This window comes from Chryseobacterium sp. YR221, from assembly GCF_900176315.1.
In the GTDB taxonomy this organism is placed as follows: domain Bacteria; phylum Bacteroidota; class Bacteroidia; order Flavobacteriales; family Weeksellaceae; genus Chryseobacterium; species Chryseobacterium rhizosphaerae.
This window is the reverse complement of sequence record NZ_FWXM01000004.1, coordinates 112,389-127,923: the sequence shown is the minus strand read 5'-3', so window position 1 is coordinate 127,923 and position 15,535 is coordinate 112,389. Positions and strand designations below refer to the sequence as shown.

Annotated in this window: 17 protein-coding genes; 5 read left to right on the top strand and 12 right to left on the bottom strand. The window is 36.6% G+C overall.

The features are described from left to right. The first annotated feature begins 88 nt into the window (after positions 1-88). The gene (gene gdhA, locus B8967_RS13005; RefSeq protein ID WP_047484598.1) at positions 89-1,447 is read left to right on the top strand and encodes an NADP-specific glutamate dehydrogenase; all 1,359 of its coding nucleotides are present in this window, start codon (positions 89-91) and stop codon (positions 1,445-1,447) included. Between the two features lie 129 nt (positions 1,448-1,576). Further along, positions 1,577-1,945 (top strand): iron chaperone, encoded by a 369-nt coding sequence (locus B8967_RS13000; protein ID WP_047484596.1) that lies wholly within the window; start codon positions 1,577-1,579, stop codon positions 1,943-1,945. Positions 1,946-1,994: 49 nt separating this feature from the next. On the opposite strand, the gene B8967_RS22510 is transcribed toward B8967_RS13000, so the two are convergent. The 3 genes from B8967_RS22510 to B8967_RS12985 form a co-directional block, all read right to left on the bottom strand. Continuing rightward, positions 1,995-2,309, bottom strand: a complete 315-nt coding sequence (locus tag B8967_RS22510; protein ID WP_047484594.1) for a hypothetical protein — start codon at positions 2,307-2,309, stop codon at positions 1,995-1,997. 113 nt (positions 2,310-2,422) lie between these two features. Further along, positions 2,423-2,911, bottom strand: a complete 489-nt coding sequence (locus B8967_RS12990; protein WP_084086392.1) for a YkgJ family cysteine cluster protein — start codon at positions 2,909-2,911, stop codon at positions 2,423-2,425. Then, positions 2,912-3,883: an ion channel gene (locus B8967_RS12985; RefSeq protein ID WP_047484590.1), complete on the bottom strand. Its 972-nt coding sequence runs from the start codon at positions 3,881-3,883 to the stop codon at positions 2,912-2,914. A gap of 157 nt (positions 3,884-4,040) precedes the next feature. Here B8967_RS12985 and B8967_RS12980 point away from each other — a divergent pair, with 157 nt between their 5' ends. Further along, a complete protein-coding gene (locus B8967_RS12980; RefSeq protein ID WP_084086391.1) occupies positions 4,041-4,421 on the top strand; it encodes a group III truncated hemoglobin in 381 nt (126 codons plus the stop codon). A 64-nt stretch (positions 4,422-4,485) separates the two neighbouring features. Here B8967_RS12980 and B8967_RS12975 read toward each other — a convergent pair whose 3' ends face one another. The 9 genes from B8967_RS12975 to hflX form a co-directional block, all read right to left on the bottom strand. After that, a complete protein-coding gene (locus B8967_RS12975; RefSeq protein WP_047484586.1) occupies positions 4,486-5,556 on the bottom strand; it encodes a calcium:cation antiporter in 1,071 nt (356 codons plus the stop codon). Between the two features lie 66 nt (positions 5,557-5,622). Further along, the gene (locus B8967_RS12970) at positions 5,623-5,961 is read right to left on the bottom strand and encodes a DUF6122 family protein (protein WP_084086390.1); all 339 of its coding nucleotides are present in this window, start codon (positions 5,959-5,961) and stop codon (positions 5,623-5,625) included. 31 nt (positions 5,962-5,992) lie between these two features. After that, positions 5,993-7,228: a hypothetical protein gene (locus tag B8967_RS12965; protein ID WP_084086389.1), complete on the bottom strand. Its 1,236-nt coding sequence runs from the start codon at positions 7,226-7,228 to the stop codon at positions 5,993-5,995. Continuing rightward, positions 7,229-9,247, bottom strand: a complete 2,019-nt coding sequence (locus B8967_RS12960) for a hypothetical protein (RefSeq protein WP_084086388.1) — start codon at positions 9,245-9,247, stop codon at positions 7,229-7,231. It abuts the gene before it with no gap. 17 nt (positions 9,248-9,264) lie between these two features. Further along, on the bottom strand, positions 9,265-9,933 hold the full coding sequence (locus B8967_RS12955) for a hypothetical protein (RefSeq protein ID WP_084086387.1): 669 nt from the start codon (positions 9,931-9,933) through the stop codon (positions 9,265-9,267). A 134-nt stretch (positions 9,934-10,067) separates the two neighbouring features. Continuing rightward, positions 10,068-10,787, bottom strand: a complete 720-nt coding sequence (locus B8967_RS12950; protein ID WP_084086386.1) for a DNA alkylation repair protein — start codon at positions 10,785-10,787, stop codon at positions 10,068-10,070. 25 nt (positions 10,788-10,812) lie between these two features. After that, positions 10,813-12,099 (bottom strand): cation:proton antiporter, encoded by a 1,287-nt coding sequence (locus B8967_RS12945; RefSeq protein ID WP_084086385.1) that lies wholly within the window; start codon positions 12,097-12,099, stop codon positions 10,813-10,815. Between the two features lie 24 nt (positions 12,100-12,123). Further along, positions 12,124-12,681 (bottom strand): DUF4919 domain-containing protein, encoded by a 558-nt coding sequence (locus B8967_RS12940; protein WP_228406171.1) that lies wholly within the window; start codon positions 12,679-12,681, stop codon positions 12,124-12,126. A gap of 71 nt (positions 12,682-12,752) precedes the next feature. Continuing rightward, a complete protein-coding gene (gene hflX, locus B8967_RS12935; protein WP_047484572.1) occupies positions 12,753-13,976 on the bottom strand; it encodes a GTPase HflX in 1,224 nt (407 codons plus the stop codon). Between the two features lie 200 nt (positions 13,977-14,176). Here hflX and B8967_RS12930 point away from each other — a divergent pair, with 200 nt between their 5' ends. Together B8967_RS12930 and B8967_RS12925 are read left to right on the top strand one after the other, a co-directional pair. Next, positions 14,177-14,884: a LytR/AlgR family response regulator transcription factor gene (locus B8967_RS12930; protein ID WP_228406168.1), complete on the top strand. Its 708-nt coding sequence runs from the start codon at positions 14,177-14,179 to the stop codon at positions 14,882-14,884. A gap of 161 nt (positions 14,885-15,045) precedes the next feature. After that, complete coding sequence (locus B8967_RS12925; protein WP_084086382.1) at positions 15,046-15,531, top strand: T9SS type A sorting domain-containing protein; 486 nt, start codon at positions 15,046-15,048, stop codon at positions 15,529-15,531. The last annotated feature ends 4 nt before the right edge of the window (positions 15,532-15,535 follow it).

The following is a 15,535-nucleotide window of genomic DNA, read 5'->3' as shown; positions in this document are numbered from 1 at the left end:
TATTTAATTTTCAACAATGTTAAAATAGAGTGTTGTGAATCTTGAAAAAAAAATTAAATTTGTTGACAATAATATTCAACCTTAATATATGGAACAATATAATATTGACCAGAAAATCCAAGAGTTTATTGCAAAAATTGAAGCAAAAAATCCTAACGAACCGGAATTTTTACAGGCTGTAAAAGAAGTTGCCGTAACAGTAATTCCGTTCATTGCTACCAAAAAAGAATATACCGGAATGAAGCTGCTTGAAAGAATGGCTGAAGCTGAAAGAATCATTATTTTCAGAGTTCCATGGGTTGATGACAAAGGAGAGATCCAGGTTAACAGAGGTTTCAGAATTCAGATGAACTCTGCTATTGGACCATACAAAGGGGGAATTCGTTTCCATCCTACAGTTAACTTATCTGTTCTTAAATTCTTAGCTTTCGAGCAGGTATTCAAAAACTCATTGACAACCCTTCCAATGGGTGGTGGTAAAGGAGGTTCAGATTTTGATCCACAAGGTAAATCTGATATGGAAGTAATGCGTTTCTGCCAGGCTTTCATGACAGAGTTATGTAAGCACATTGGTCCTGAAACGGATGTACCTGCTGGAGATATCGGTGTAGGAGCAAGAGAAATCGGATACCTATTCGGACAATATAAGAAAGTTAGAAACGAATTTACAGGAGTTCTTACCGGAAAAGGTCTTGCTTACGGAGGTTCATTGATCCGTCCTGAAGCTACCGGATATGGTGTAGTATACTTCGCTGAGCAGATGCTTAAGACGATCGGACAAGATTTCAAAGGTAAAACAGTAACGGTATCAGGTTTCGGAAACGTAGCTTGGGGAGTTATCAAAAAAGCAACTGAACTAGGTGCTAAAGTGGTAACTATCTCAGGACCGGACGGATACATCTATGATAAAGACGGTATTAGCGGAGAGAAAATTGATTATTTATTAGAATTAAGATCTTCAGGAAACAACAGAGCTGAAGATTATGCTAAAAAATATCCTTCTGCTGAATTCCACGCTGGGAAACGTCCTTGGGACATCAAGTGTGATGTTGCCTTCCCTTCTGCAACTCAGAATGAATTAGATTTAGAAGACGCTAAGAAATTGGTTGAAAGCGGATGTCTGTGTGTAACTGAAGCAGCTAACATGCCTTCTACACTGGATGCCATCAACTATTTCCTTGATAATAAAGTATTATTCTCTCCTGGTAAGGCTTCCAACGCTGGAGGTGTTGCTACCTCAGGACTAGAGATGACTCAGAACTCTATCCGTTTAAACTGGACTTCTGAAGAAGTAGACGCAAGATTAAAGGAGATCATGATCGGTATCCACAAAGCTTGTAGAGACTACGGAAAAGACGAAGACGGTTATGTAAACTACGTAAAAGGTGCAAATATTGCCGGCTTCGTAAAAGTAGCAGAAGCAATGTTGGCTCAGGGAGTTGTATAACATAAAATATAAGGTTGGGAAAAAATCCCGACCTTTTTTGATACAGCCTGTTCCCGGGATAATGGGAAAAAAGTAAAAAGTGAAAGGAGAAAGTGCTGCTATATGCAGCACTTTTTTTATTTTTATTTTATGACAAACACCTTCAAAAATACCAACGAATATTTCCTGTTGTTTCCGGAAGAAACTCAGGAGAAATTAGAGGAACTGAGAAAAAACATCCTTGCTCAGTCTCCTGACCTGGAAGAGTATATAGGCTACCAAATGCCGGCTTTCAAATATAAAGGAAAGCCATTGGTCTATTTTGCAGCATATAAGAATCATATTGGCTTTTACCCTGGTGCTGAAGGAATAAAAACCTTTGAGAAGGATTTTAAAGAAGGAAATTACAAGTTTTCGAAAGGAGCGGTACAGTTTCCCATTACAAAGGATTTACCTCTTGATTTAATCCGAAGGATAGTAGCATTCAGAATCATAGAAATTGATCAAAAAAAATCCTGAAATACTAGATTTCAGGATTCTTTCTGGTGTTTACTAAAATGTTTTACTTTTACTTTTTCTTTTTACTTTTCTTCTCTTCTTTAGTTGCTTCTGCAGGCTTAGTCGCTTCCGCAGTGCTTCCCGTACTTACTGTAGCATCCGCTGCAGGAGTTGCCGTAGAAGCATCCGCTGTAGTTGTTTGTTTTTGTCCGCTGGTTGTTGATGAGGTGCTCCAGTCTGTGGTAGTCTGTGGACTCTGTTGTTGTGTTTGAGTTGTCGTTTGGTTACTAGTAGTAGTTTCGGCTGGCTTCTGTGTTTGTGTTTGAGCCGATACTGCGATTACTCCGACTAATGTAAACGCTGCCGTTAAAAATAACTTTTTCATAATGTAATATTTAAATGATTGTTTAAACTAAACGACACATCATTTATAAAATTATCCATAAAGATCTTATTTAACGTACTTTATAATTATTTAAGAGGTTTTAGTAAAATATCCTATTTCGTAATGTTTTTCATCATTTTTTCTACAAATTCAAAAGCAGCCGGGCAGATCACTGCATTTTTCAGCATCAGATGATTGATCTGGTAAATCTTTTTACGATCGGTATGAGGGTATTCTCTGCAGGCTTTCGGCCTTACTTCATAGATAGAGCAGGTATTGTCATTATTCAGAAAAAAACATGGAAGATTCTGCAGTACTTTGTCGTTATCTTCATCCACCCTCAGAAATTTCGCTTCAAAATCCGCCTGCTTCATTCGCAGGTGTTTTGCTATACGTTCAATATCCTTTTCAGTATATAAAGGTCCGGTTGTTTTACAGCAATTGGCACATTGCAAACAGTCTATCTCTTCAAAAACTTCTTCATGGGTTTCCTGAACCACATAATCCAGATTTTTGGGAGGTTTCTTCTTTAATCCATCCAAAAACTTTTTATGTTCTTTCTGCTTTTGTAAAGCCTGTTTTTTATAAAAATCTAAGTCCATTTATTCTTTATTTCTTACCGAAGCGGTAAGTTCTTCCTTTTGATATTCATTAATTTTATCCAGATCTAAAATTGTTGTCTGATTATCTTTATTCGGATAATACATGGGAACAAATCTGGCTCCGTAAATAATTTCTCCCGTCACATAGGAAGACCTCTGAACGACTGTATTGGAGAAAACTTCATCAAACGCACGAACCTGAACAATAAGCTCGATATCTGTAGCATTAAAATCTTCTTCTGAAAATCCATAAAACGGTGAATTTTCATCTATTTTATGAACTACCGTCCAGTTTAATGCCAGGGTATTGATTTTGCTTAAATGGGTCTCTAATCTATAAAAATTGCTTTTGGGAACACCATTCTCAATCACTTCAATTGCAGCGGACACTATAACATCAGCATCCGTAAGGGCATTGTTTTTATATGGCGCAAGTCTGAACATCAATGCTGCGGCATCCTGAAAAGGGGCAATGACAGCAATATCAGAAAATCTTAAATAAGCCCTGGGTCTTGAGAATCTCCCGTAAAAAAGTCCGGTAGCAATAGCAAAGGTAAGCAATCCTAAAAAAGCCTCGAAAGTAGCCACTAAACTGGCCATAAAACCCACAGGGGCAATTCTCCCATACCCTACTGTTGTAAATGTCTGCGAACTGAAGAAGAACACGTCAATAAATTCGTTAAGAGGATCACTCTTATCTATTCCTGTGAGGTGTTCTACTCCAATGATATAATAGATCATTGCAAATACCAGATTAATCAGGATATAGGCTACAACCAGATAGGAAATAAAGCGGAAGGATGACAGGTTCAGCATCGTATGATACCAACTTAACCTATTGAAAACGTTCACCCCCGTTCTCTGAACATTCGGGAGCCCATCTTTATTGATAAATCTTCCTGATGCATTACTTCCGAAGCCACTGTTTTCCGTATTTTTCTGACGGATTTTTTTTCTGAATCCTCTTGTCATTTTCTGTATTTTTTCTCAGTTAAAGAACTTCAGGAATTTTTGAATCAGCAAATCTTCTGTTCGTCTTTACTTCGGTACAAAGATAAAATATTGTTTTCATGAAATTTATCAATCTTATGATTTGATTTTTAAATTGATTTTGCAGTACATTTGAAATATGAAAAAGCTGGAGTCAAGAGAAGATATTGAGCACCTTGTCAATTCATTTTACACCAAAGTTGTTAAAGATGAAACTATTGGATTCTTTTTTAATGATATTGCCAGAGTAAATTGGGATCAGCATCTTCCGAAAATGTATTCTTTTTGGGAATCTATTCTTTTTGGACAGATGACGTATAAAGGAAATCCCATGGGTGTACATTTCCCCATCAATGAGCTGCAGGCTATGGAACAAAAACACTTTGATCAATGGCTGAAACTCTGGCGAACCACTATTGAAGAAAACTTTGTGGGTGAAAATGCCGACATGGCCATCTACAAATCTGAAAACATTGCCAAATTAATGGCATTTAAAATGGAATTAGCCAGAAAACTCTAGTACAGTTCCCGGCTTGGAATAAAATTTCAGCGAAGAGCTTTACCCATAAAGAATTCCCCTTTTCTTAAGGAACAATTACCGTAAAGATATAGGCTGCCAGATTGACTAAAAGAACGGTTCCGTACAGGATATTTGTTTTTCCTCTGCTCAACGAAAGCATGACAATAAATACGGATAAAGAAAGCAGGATAATATCTTTTTTGTCCAATCCCAGTACCAATGGGATGTCATACATGATGCATACCGCTGATACCGCCGGAATCGTCAACCCTATACTTGCCAGCGCCGAACCTAACGCCAGATTTAAACTTGACTGTATCTGATTGGCTCTCGCAGCACGTATGGCGGCAACTCCTTCAGGAAGAAGCACTACAGCAGCAATAATTACCCCTACCAAAGACTTTGGAGCTCCCAGACTCTGTACCATCTCTTCAATAGTATTAGAAAGCCCTTTTGCCATTAAAACGACAATGATAAGACAAATCACCAAAAAGGCAAAGCTTATGAATGTCTTCGTTAATGTGGGAATATAATGTTCTTCAGGATGCTCATCAGGAACGATGAAATAGCTTCTATGGCGTACTGTCTGTACCATCAGGAATACTCCGTAAATAGCGAGACAGGCAATGGAAATAAAAATAAGCTGTGCTTCATTATAAAAAGGACCATTGACACTGGAAGTAAAATTAGGAAGCACAAGGGTAAGCACCAGAATGGAAACGATACTCACCAGGTAAGTGGTGGCAGAAGTTCTTGCAAAGAACTGTTCATGGTATTTTACGCCGCCTACCAGAATACATATACCTAAAATTCCATTCAGGATAAGCATTACTGCTGCAAAAACGGTATCTCTGGCCAGCGTGATCGCCTGATCTCCGCCGGCTACCATCAGTGAGATGATGAGTGCCACTTCAATAATGGTGATACATAAAGCCAGAATGATACTTCCAAAAGGCTCTCCTACTTTATGAGCGACAACCTCGGCATGATGTACTGCCGATAAAACGCTTCCAATAAGAAAAATCCCCGCAATGATGTCATATATAACACCACCTCCCATGAGTCCGGAAAAATAGTAACCGACCGTAAGGACAGGAAAAATATAAGTATAATGTAAAAGTTCTTTGAATCTCATAAAGTGATTACAAAATACGAAAAATCTATAAAATTCGGAAGGTTAAAAGGAAATATTAATGATATTTTAATGAGCCCATAGGGTAAAGTCCTGAAAATCCGTCAGCATATGAAACAAAAGCCCAACGGCCGCAATTCTGACATTCCCTTTAAAAAACAGCATCAAAACATATACTGCAATTGCATAATAGGAATGTAAAATATGAAAACCTATACTGTTTCTTGATGGATCAAATATGGGATTGGCAAAAAGGTGATCCAGATCTACAAGCATCGTAGCCAGCATAATAAGATATGCCTTTTTCCAGTTTTTACGAAAAAAAATCAGCGCAATAAACACCGGGAAAACCAGATGTAAAAAATAATGTGTGATCTGTTTTAGTAAGAGAACTTCTGATGGAGCCATTAATATAGGGTCATTTTTAGGATGAAAGATTTTACCATCGCAAAATTAAGGGTAATTTTCCATTCTTCGCCTTTACTTTGACCCAATAATTTTGAGCTTCATTACCATAAAAGACATAATCTATATCGGAAATGATTCTTTTTTCAGTTTTACTTAGCGTACTTAAAGAAGAGAACAGCATTTCACTGTTTCTGATGAAGACATAGTTTTTTTCAAGTTTTGGAGACTGCTGTATTGGTTTTCTGGTAGACCTTACAACAATTCCGGCAGTATCTCTACTGGCATTATTGGGCTGAAAAGGAATAGCTGTGAATTGATTCTGGGCATTGATCCATTTTTTAGTTTGAAAATACACCCAGGTTTTTTCAGGAACCCGGCTTTGAAAATCAATAATATAGTTCGGCTGTATAATCTTCTGATATGCTTTTGTTTCAATCTCGTTAAAGTTATCATCATAACCATACGTGATAATGGTATCATTTACCTGCTCCAGATCTGCAGTTACCTTAACATGGTTGATCTGTAGTGAATCTCCTTTATTTACACCAAAAAAATGAGTATAGTTTTTTATGTTGTCAGCATTTAATTCTGCTTCTAAAAAATGATTTCCCTGCTGTAATTTTGAGACAACCGCATTGACTATTTCCGGATTGGAGTTGTTTTTTATTTCAATTTCATCATCTTTCAGCTCAATGGAAAAACTTTGGATTTTCTGCCCTGTAAGAAAAGAAATACTCCCTGCTGTATTTTGAATAAACTGATCTGCATTTAAAATGCTTTTGAAGGAAGCCTGAAAAACCTGTTTGTCTATGAGTCCAAGACCTGAACCGGAGGTTCCTACAATACAGTTTTCGCCTTCTATACTTAGAAAAATATGATCCTTTTGGAAAATATTCTTTCCTTTACTGATAAACTTTTGCTGCTTTAAAAATGCAGTAAATTTCTGCGGATCTTTAAGTTCTATGATACTATACCATTCTGAAGCCCGCCCGCCTTTAAGGTGGAAAATCTGTAAAAAATCAGGGATTTTAATTCCCGAATCTTTTAGGGAAGCTGAAGTTTTCCCTTTTGTTTTACTACCCCATTGGGAAGGGTGCGTAATCAGGCTGAAAATATATTGCCTCGTCAGATTCTTTACGTCTATTAAAACCACTGCATCAGCGTTTTCAGGAATGAACCTGAGCTTCTTGTCCTTATAGAAAAGTACAAAATAAACGGTAACAGCCAGCAACAGAATTAACGGGGCAATAACTTTCTTTTTATTCATCTACAATACCGGTGTTTTTTTCTCTGAATCTTTTATTTTAAAAATCTCATTAAACAGATCAAAGAAATACATCAGACTGTTTTCAGAAGAATTTTTAATATTATAGTCCATTTCTGTTTGTATACTCTCACCTTTCACTTCGGTTTTATAATACAGTTCTCCTACATTTTTTCTAAACAGATCCACTGTTTTTCTTTCTGAAGGACTTTTAAACTCTTTATCTAAACCGATTAGAAGTTTCTGAAGATCCAACCTTCCCGACAAAGGATATCTGGATGAATCTTTTGCCCATTTTCTGGAAACTTCAGACTGACTGTTAGTAGTGATATTATCCTGAGAACTCGTAAGATAGACCACACCATCTTTTACGATAAAGAACAACTGATCAAGATATCCTTCTTTTTTATCGTCTTTAAAAGCGTAAAAGTTTCCTACTTTCGAGAAGTTTTTAGCCAGCTTTTTATTCGTTGTCAATACATTGAAAATACGGTTCCAGTAGCCTTCATTCTCTGTAGCAAATGCAAACGTGAAATTAGGAACTGCTACATCTTTGGTTTTCTTAACCTCCTTTTCGTTATAGTCCTCATCATATTCATAATCAGTATAGTCTACTTTTTTCGATTTCAGCTCATTCAAAACAAAAATTCCGTTTCCTGGGGCTATTTTAGTAATGGCTTCTTCATCCAAAACAATTTTCATCGTTTCCATGATCAGCTCTACTTCATTTTTATATTTCGCATCTCCCGAATCCTGAATAAGACTGTATATGGCATCAAAAACTTTCCCTCCGTTTACATTAACGGCATAGTACCCGATACTCTTTTCATTGATAAGGTCCAGCAGCTTTCTGTTCTTTTTTCCTTTATAAATTGACGAGATATTTTTTTGCATCTCAGCATTTTTATGTTGGTAATTATTCACCAGCTTTACTTTATCCTTGTCAAAGTATAAGTTATAAGCAGAGTTTGAGTTGTACATATTCTGGAAAACCTGTCCAAAATCGTAGCGTTTCATCGCTTTACCGTAGATTCCGTCATTAACGATTTTTCCGTAGTCCGTATAGACGAAAACATCAGAATTCACATCTTTGAAAGTCAACATTTCTTTAGAAGCTTCCACTTCCAGGTTGGAACTGAAATATCTGTCAAAATGAGATTCAGCATATTTTTTTACAATCTTGAAATTCTCTCTGCGGATAGAATCCTGTTCTTTCTGGTAAGCTTTATCAGACTCAGAGTCATCATACTCCGGACCATAATTTTCCTCTACTTCTGGTTCCGGACTCAAAACATTCTCTTTTTCTTTAGGATACTGATGGTGTTTTTGCAGGTATTTGATATCCTTCTGAATTCTTGCAATCTCCGTGTTATTATCTTTGATGCTTTCTCTCAGGTATTTAATATCTTCTTTGAGAATTTTTATTTCGTCTTTATAATCAAACGGCTTTTCCAATTCTTCAGCATAGACTGTGTCAACAACAGCACTATCAACTGCGATGGCAACACTGTCCGCAACCGTTGCCGCTTCATCTTTCCAAAGGTCTTTATAGGGTTTAGTGTAGCTGATCATGCTAAGAACTGCACGGCTTCCATTCCATGCAACAAAAATATCATCATCTATATCAACGTAAGAGTAATTATTTTTTTGGGACGTTTCCTGTCCTTTTTTCTTCACGGAATTAATGAATTCCTGAAACTTTTCTTTATTATCGATGATAAAATGAGTATGATAGGTCTTGATAGAATCATTAAAACTGGCATAGTGATACTGAACAGCATCATATTTAATTCCGGTTTTAGAATAATCCGTCCATGAAGGTTTTTCCTTGCTCTTTTTGCTTAGCTCATGCAGCAAAGGATTAAGTTTATTCCAATTGATTTTGTTATTAAGTTGTTTCCCATTGACTTCCATATAAAATACGACATCATTCGGAACTTTCATACTATTTTGGGCTAAAGCCATGGTAAAACCAAAGACTAAGAAAATAATTTTCTGTGTTTTTAAAACTATAGATTTCATGGTTGAATGTTAGAAATTTATTGGAAAAGAATTGTATTTTGTAATTGTTTTTTCTGAAGAATTACATCTAAGATATCAGCGTCCATTTTTATGGCCTTTTTATTTGGAGAAAGCTGATAAGCGGTATTGGTCTGAGATTTCACAGCACTTTCAAACTGCATTACGGAAGTATATTTAGCACCATTAAAGACTTCTCTGTCGGCTTTACTCATCTTGTCGTAATCCGTTTTGAATGTATTCACTTTGTTTCTCGTCAATACCTTTTTCTCAAGATTCTGACTGTAGATCTGTGTAGGGATCATTTTACCCAGTATATTCTGAGCTTTCAGCTTCTCTAGCCCGGCATTGATGTTTTCAATTTTCTTGAAATTACAGCTCAGCTTGATGATATAATTATCAAAGTCCACCGAAGTCTTCACATTAGTGATTCCCGGTGTTCCTTTGAAAATTTTAGCGGCTTCATTGATTTTATTTTCAATTTCTGACTTCTTGGGAACTTTTTTTCCATTAATCGTTTCCATTTTAGAAATTGAAGCGAGTCGTGTCTTGCTTTTGCTCGCATTAAGAATAATAGTATACTCCCCTGTTCCGTCAGCTTTTAGATTAATCTTGTCTAAAATATCAAAACAACTTGTCAGCAATAGTAAAGGCAAAAACAGAATATATAGCTTAAGAATATTTTTCATGTTTGGGTTTAAGACAACAAAACTACTCAATTTCGGCCTTAAATCCTTACAGTCTTTGATTTTTTGGACATAAATAGCTGTTTTCAGGTAGTTTTTTAAGACATACAATGATGCTATTATTGTTTCCGTTTTTTTCAGATTTGTCCTTTCAAATAATTCTGGCGAAGATCCTCGTCCAGCTTTTCAATAGCATACCGAAGGCAAGTTCTCGGCATTTCTTTATAATACAGATTCAGATAACTGATTAATTCTCTTTCATTTTTATTCCCCATTTCTCTTAACAGCCATCCGTTTGCTTTATGCATCAGATCATGGGTATGTTTCAGGTTTCTGGTCACCAATTCTTTGGTAAGATCAAATGATCCTTTTTTTACGTAATGCATAGTTCCCACTACAGCAATTCTCTTATGCCACATTTCTTCAGATTCTGAAAGGTCTCTCAGAAGGTATTCTTTCTGATTTTCGAAGGCATATCTGCCCAGAATTTTATAGCAGCTTGAGTCCACCAGATCCCAATTGTTAACATAGGGAAGATGATGAAGATAGAAAACCACTATTTCATCTTTCATTGCCTGATCTTTTGTTTTTTCAAACTTTGAAATCAGCATAAAGAGAGCCGTGAGCCTGTGTTCGTGATATTCCGAGGCCAACAGCTCGCTTAATTCCTTTAAGTTGATTTTTGAATAGTATTCTTTAGCTACAGACCTTTGATCCGGAACCGTCACTCCTAAAAACAAATCTCCTTCTCCATATTCTCCCTTTCCGGTTTTGAAGAATCTTGGAAAAAATTCAGCTTTCTCAGGAATTGATAAAACGGCTAATGCCTCCTGTATTTCTTTGACAATACTACTCATATTGAACTGCTGTTAGTGTGACATATTAAGCTTTGTCTTCCTGCACCACCGCCTCCTGTTCTTCTTCTTCCTTTGCGATCTTATTAGGATTGGCAACTTTGGCAATAGTAAGCCCCTGAACAATAATAGAGAATACTACCACGCAATATGTGATACTTAGAATGATCTCACTGTATTCGCTTTTAGGAATAGACATCGCCAGTGCGATAGACACCCCACCACGGATTCCTCCCCAAACCAGCACTTTTACGGTCTGCGGACTAAAGCTTCGCCTCAAAGAGGTGAATTTCGTAGGTCCCCAGATGGAAATAAACCGGGCAAACAAAACCACAACAATGGCTAATACTCCTGGAATCATAAAGTGTTTCAGATCTTTAATCATCAAAAGTTCGAACCCGATAAACAGGAATAATACAGCATTCAGGATCTCATCAATCAGTTCCCAGAATTTAATTAAATAATCCTGCGTAACAGATTTCATTTTGAAACTCCTGTTAAAATTCCCCATAAATAATCCTGCCGCAACCATCGTCAACGGACCGGAAATATGCATTTGTCTTGCAATAAGATAACCACCCATTACCACAGAAAGCGTTACCAGTACGGAAATAATATAATCATCTACTTCACGCATCAGCCTGGAAGTAACCCATCCCAGTAAAACCCCAAGTAAAATACCTCCTCCCGCTTCATGAAGCAAAAGCAATCCGATATTTTCAACACTTAAATCTACTTCTTTTCCGACTGCCAGCTGTAAAACCACTGTAAAGACTACAACCGCCATACCGTCATTGAAAAGAGATTCACCGGCTACTTTTGTTTCGAGTGATTTGGAAACCTTAGCCTGTTTCAGAACACTCAGAACTGCTACAGGATCCGTAGGAGAAATTAATGCTCCAAATACCAGACAGAAAATAAAAGGAAGTTTAATTCCTACATAAGGCAGTAAGTAAAACATTCCAAAACCTACAACAAAAGTGGAAATGACAACACCCGCCGTAGAAAATATCAATACCGGCCTAAACTGCTCCTTAAGATCATTGATGTTAATATGAATTCCTCCTGCAAACAGAAGAAAATTAAGCATTGCTCCCATCAGAACCTCTGTAAAATCAATACTGTTCATCAGGTTGTGAAGATGTCCGAAGGTTCTTGGAAGAACCGATTCTCCGAACAACACCAGGAAAATAGAAACCACAATGGCAATAACCATTATTCCGATGGTACTTGGAAGTTTAAGGAACCTATAGTTAAGATAGGCGAATATTGATGCTAATACGATTAATGCTGAGAATGAATAATATAACTCCACTAAGTGTTTTTTAAATTAATTAATTTATGAATCTAAATAAAGTACTTTGATATAGGTTTTAACCCCTTCTTTTTCCCAGATGTCAAACATTCCGTCTTTGGAAGGTTTTGAACCTCTGGTATAATCCTGCCCAATTTTCAAAATATTCAGCAAAATATATTCGTCTCCCACGGAATTAACCAGATAAGCCGTTTTTTCAGATTTACCATCTCCGGAGCTTTTTATTCCATCCGCTAATGAACGGAACTGATTCAAGTGGTGCATAAAATTGTTTCCATCTTTGATAGAATCATAAGCTCTGAGAAGAATCAGCAGAATATCGAGATTGGTAGGATCTGTACCATACAAGGCTTTTCCCTGCTTTATACAGTCTTCAAAATTATTTTGTTTAAAAGCTTCTGCCAGGCCCTTAAAGCGGTCATCCGAGGTGATAATTTTATCCGTTCTAAAATTCCTTCCATAGTAAAGATACTGAGATTCTATACTGTCTAAAGATCTTGGAAGTCCCTTGTACTTAAAAATAAGTTTTTCATAATTGTACGGGGAATCACTCTTGTTTAGACTTTTCTCAATAGCTTTCATATCAATTTTTGATTTCTGACTGAAGCCAAAAACCGAAAAAAATATGAATAGAAGAAAAAAGGGATATTTCATCAATTCTTGTTTTCTTCGTCGTCGTTATCGAAATACTCGAAAAGGAAATCATTGTATGGGAATCTGGAAATATGAATTTTCATAACCTCATCGTAAATCATCTTCTTCATTTCCGGGAAGTTTTCTTTCGTCAGTGCAGAGATAAAAACAGTAGGGTATTTGGATTTTGCCATCCATGTTTTTTCCCATTCTTCAAGAGAAATATTTCTCTTTGTACCCGGAGTCAGATCATCTTCATCTTTTTTCTCGTAGCTGAAATCATCAATTTTATTGAAAACCATGATCATTGGTTTTTGATGAGCGTTGATTTCCATTAGGATATGATTCACAGATTCTATATGGTCTTCGAAACTTTCGTGAGAAATATCTACAACATGAATCAAAAGATCCGCTTCACGTACCTCATCCAATGTGGATTTGAACGATTCTACCAGCTGAGTGGGTAGTTTTCTGATAAACCCTACGGTATCGGTAAGTAAAAACGGTAAATTGCCAATCACAACCTTTCGTACGGTAGTATCCAGCGTTGCAAATAATTTATTTTCAGCAAAAACTTCAGATTTTGACAGGGAATTCATCAGGGTAGACTTTCCCACATTGGTGTATCCCACTAAAGCTGCACGAACTACTTTTCCACGGTTATTACGCTGGGTAGCCATTTGCCTATCAATCGTTTTCAGCTTATCTTTCAATAAGGTAATCCTGTCACGGATGATACGACGGTCAGTTTCAATTTCCGTTTCACCGGGACCTCTCATCCCGATACCTCCTTTTTGACGCTCAAGGTGAGTCCACATTCTTGTCAAACGGGGCAAAAGATACTGATACTGTGCCAATTCCACCTGAGTTCTTGCGTACGAGGTTTGTGCCCGCTGAGCAAAAATATCAAGAATAAGGTTGGTACGGTCCAAAATTTTAACTTCCATCTCTCTTTCCAGGTTTTTAAGCTGGGAAGGAGAAAGTTCATCATCAAAAATGACAGTTCCTATTTCATTTTCTTTTACGTATTCTTTTATCTCAATTGCTTTTCCGCTTCCGATGAAGGTTTTGGAATCAGGTTGGGTTAATTTTTGAGTGAAGCGTTTCTGTACGGTTGCTCCTGCTGTGAAAGCCAAAAACTCCAGTTCGTCCATATACTCCAGTAGTTTTTCTTCATCCTGGTGCTGTGTAATAAGACCCACCAAGACTGCTTTCTCATAATTATGTTCTTTCTTTTCTAACATGAAATTCTATCTATGTTTATGATTTTTACAAGATAATATTTTTCAGAAAAAAAACAAAATCAAATTTTATTTAATAACACTTTTTAATATAATTTTAAGTCCGCTATAGTATTGTTTCATAAAAATCAATAACTTTATGTGATAATTTTAAGATTTTAAAATCTTAAATTTAAAATAGTTAGACTAATTGCCAGAAGATCATGATTACACAAATTAAGTGTATGATTATTGATGATGATGAACTGGATAAGCTGGTTCTTCAGCATTATATCAGACCGTATGAAAATATAGAAATTGTCGCTTCTTTCGATTCGGCAGAAAAAGCAATTCCCTATCTCGACCTTCCCATTGACCTTCTTATTATCGAAACCAACTTAAAGGGAATGAGTGGTCCGGAATTCAGAAAACTGGCCCATAAAATACCTGCCTGTATTTTTGTGAGCTCCCATCCTGAGCTGGCCGCTACTGTTTTTGAAATCGACACCCTGGACTTTATAACCAAACCCCTAACAGCAGAACGGTTTCATTACTCCATGCAGAGGCTTTTTGATTTTTTCAAAGTAAAAGAAAAGTGCGATTGCTATGATGCCCTATTTGGGGAAAATTTTATTAAGATAAAAGAAGGTGGCCATATTTCTCAGATCAGAAAAACAGATGTTTTGTATCTGGAAGCCTTGAAAGACTATACCCGGATTATCACACTGGAAAAAAATCACTGTATCCTCGATTCTTTAGGAAACCTGCTTCTTAAAAACTTCTTTGATTCTTTTGTGAGAATACACCGCAGCTATGCCGTACCCAGACATCTTATCCGGGGAAAAAGCTGCCATGAAATAGAATTAACCCACCACATCAAGCTTCCGATAGGCAGGGCTTATAAAAATAACCTCTCCTTTTTCGAGCCCTAAAAACACAGACTTTCTTCAACAATAATTCACAAAACGCCATTGGTCGATTATTTCTGCCGTTGGTCTATTTTTCTATAATCCGATGTGCATAGGTGGTAATTTAGTCTTCCCAAATTTGCCCTTAAAAAAACTTTTTACTAATCACCTAAAAACTGCTATTCATGAAAAAAAAATCTATTTATTGCCTCACCTTGCTTGTATTTTCTGTCGTCATCTTTCGGGCCCAGTCAGCACTTTTGGCTACCGGAGCGGATGCGTCATCAGGCAATGGTTCTGTATCTTACAGTATAGGCCAGACTGCATACCTCAATAAAGGCACTCCCATTCAGCTTCTTGAAGGGGTACAGCAGGGGTTCGAAATCACCACACTTTCCTCCCAGGAAGCTTCATCAGATCAAAAAGATCAGAAAGACATTCTTATTTACCCTAATCCTTTTAAAGAATATTTGTATCTGGATTTTACCACAAACGATTATAAGAATTCAGAATATCAGTTATTCGATTCTCAGGGCAAACTGATCAAAAAAGATATGATTTTACAATCAAAATCTGAGCTTAATTTCTCTGCTCTGCCTTCTGCCATGTATATTATCAGAATTAGCAGGAATGGAGAAAACATTAAAACTTTTAAAATCATTAAAAAATAAATGC

Coding starts and splice junctions, on each gene's coding strand:
- B8967_RS12985 (WP_047484590.1), bottom strand. CDS start 3,883: ATGACAAGAGGATTCAGAAAAAAAATCCGTCAGAAAAATACGGAAAAC.
- B8967_RS12990 (WP_084086392.1), bottom strand. CDS start 2,911: ATGGACTTAGATTTTTATAAAAAACAGGCTTTACAAAAGCAGAAAGAA.
- hflX (WP_047484572.1), bottom strand. CDS start 13,976: ATGTTAGAAAAGAAAGAACATAATTATGAGAAAGCAGTCTTGGTGGGT.
- B8967_RS12980 (WP_084086391.1), top strand. CDS start 4,041: ATGAAAAAGCTGGAGTCAAGAGAAGATATTGAGCACCTTGTCAATTCA.
- gdhA (WP_047484598.1), top strand. CDS start 89: ATGGAACAATATAATATTGACCAGAAAATCCAAGAGTTTATTGCAAAA.
- B8967_RS13000 (WP_047484596.1), top strand. CDS start 1,577: ATGACAAACACCTTCAAAAATACCAACGAATATTTCCTGTTGTTTCCG.
- B8967_RS12930 (WP_228406168.1), top strand. CDS start 14,177: ATGATTACACAAATTAAGTGTATGATTATTGATGATGATGAACTGGAT.
- B8967_RS12960 (WP_084086388.1), bottom strand. CDS start 9,247: ATGAAATCTATAGTTTTAAAAACACAGAAAATTATTTTCTTAGTCTTT.
- B8967_RS12955 (WP_084086387.1), bottom strand. CDS start 9,933: ATGAAAAATATTCTTAAGCTATATATTCTGTTTTTGCCTTTACTATTG.
- B8967_RS12970 (WP_084086390.1), bottom strand. CDS start 5,961: ATGGCTCCATCAGAAGTTCTCTTACTAAAACAGATCACACATTATTTT.
- B8967_RS12925 (WP_084086382.1), top strand. CDS start 15,046: ATGAAAAAAAAATCTATTTATTGCCTCACCTTGCTTGTATTTTCTGTC.
- B8967_RS12965 (WP_084086389.1), bottom strand. CDS start 7,228: ATGAATAAAAAGAAAGTTATTGCCCCGTTAATTCTGTTGCTGGCTGTT.
- B8967_RS22510 (WP_047484594.1), bottom strand. CDS start 2,309: ATGAAAAAGTTATTTTTAACGGCAGCGTTTACATTAGTCGGAGTAATC.
- B8967_RS12975 (WP_047484586.1), bottom strand. CDS start 5,556: ATGAGATTCAAAGAACTTTTACATTATACTTATATTTTTCCTGTCCTT.
- B8967_RS12950 (WP_084086386.1), bottom strand. CDS start 10,787: ATGAGTAGTATTGTCAAAGAAATACAGGAGGCATTAGCCGTTTTATCA.
- B8967_RS12940 (WP_228406171.1), bottom strand. CDS start 12,681: ATGAAAGCTATTGAGAAAAGTCTAAACAAGAGTGATTCCCCGTACAAT.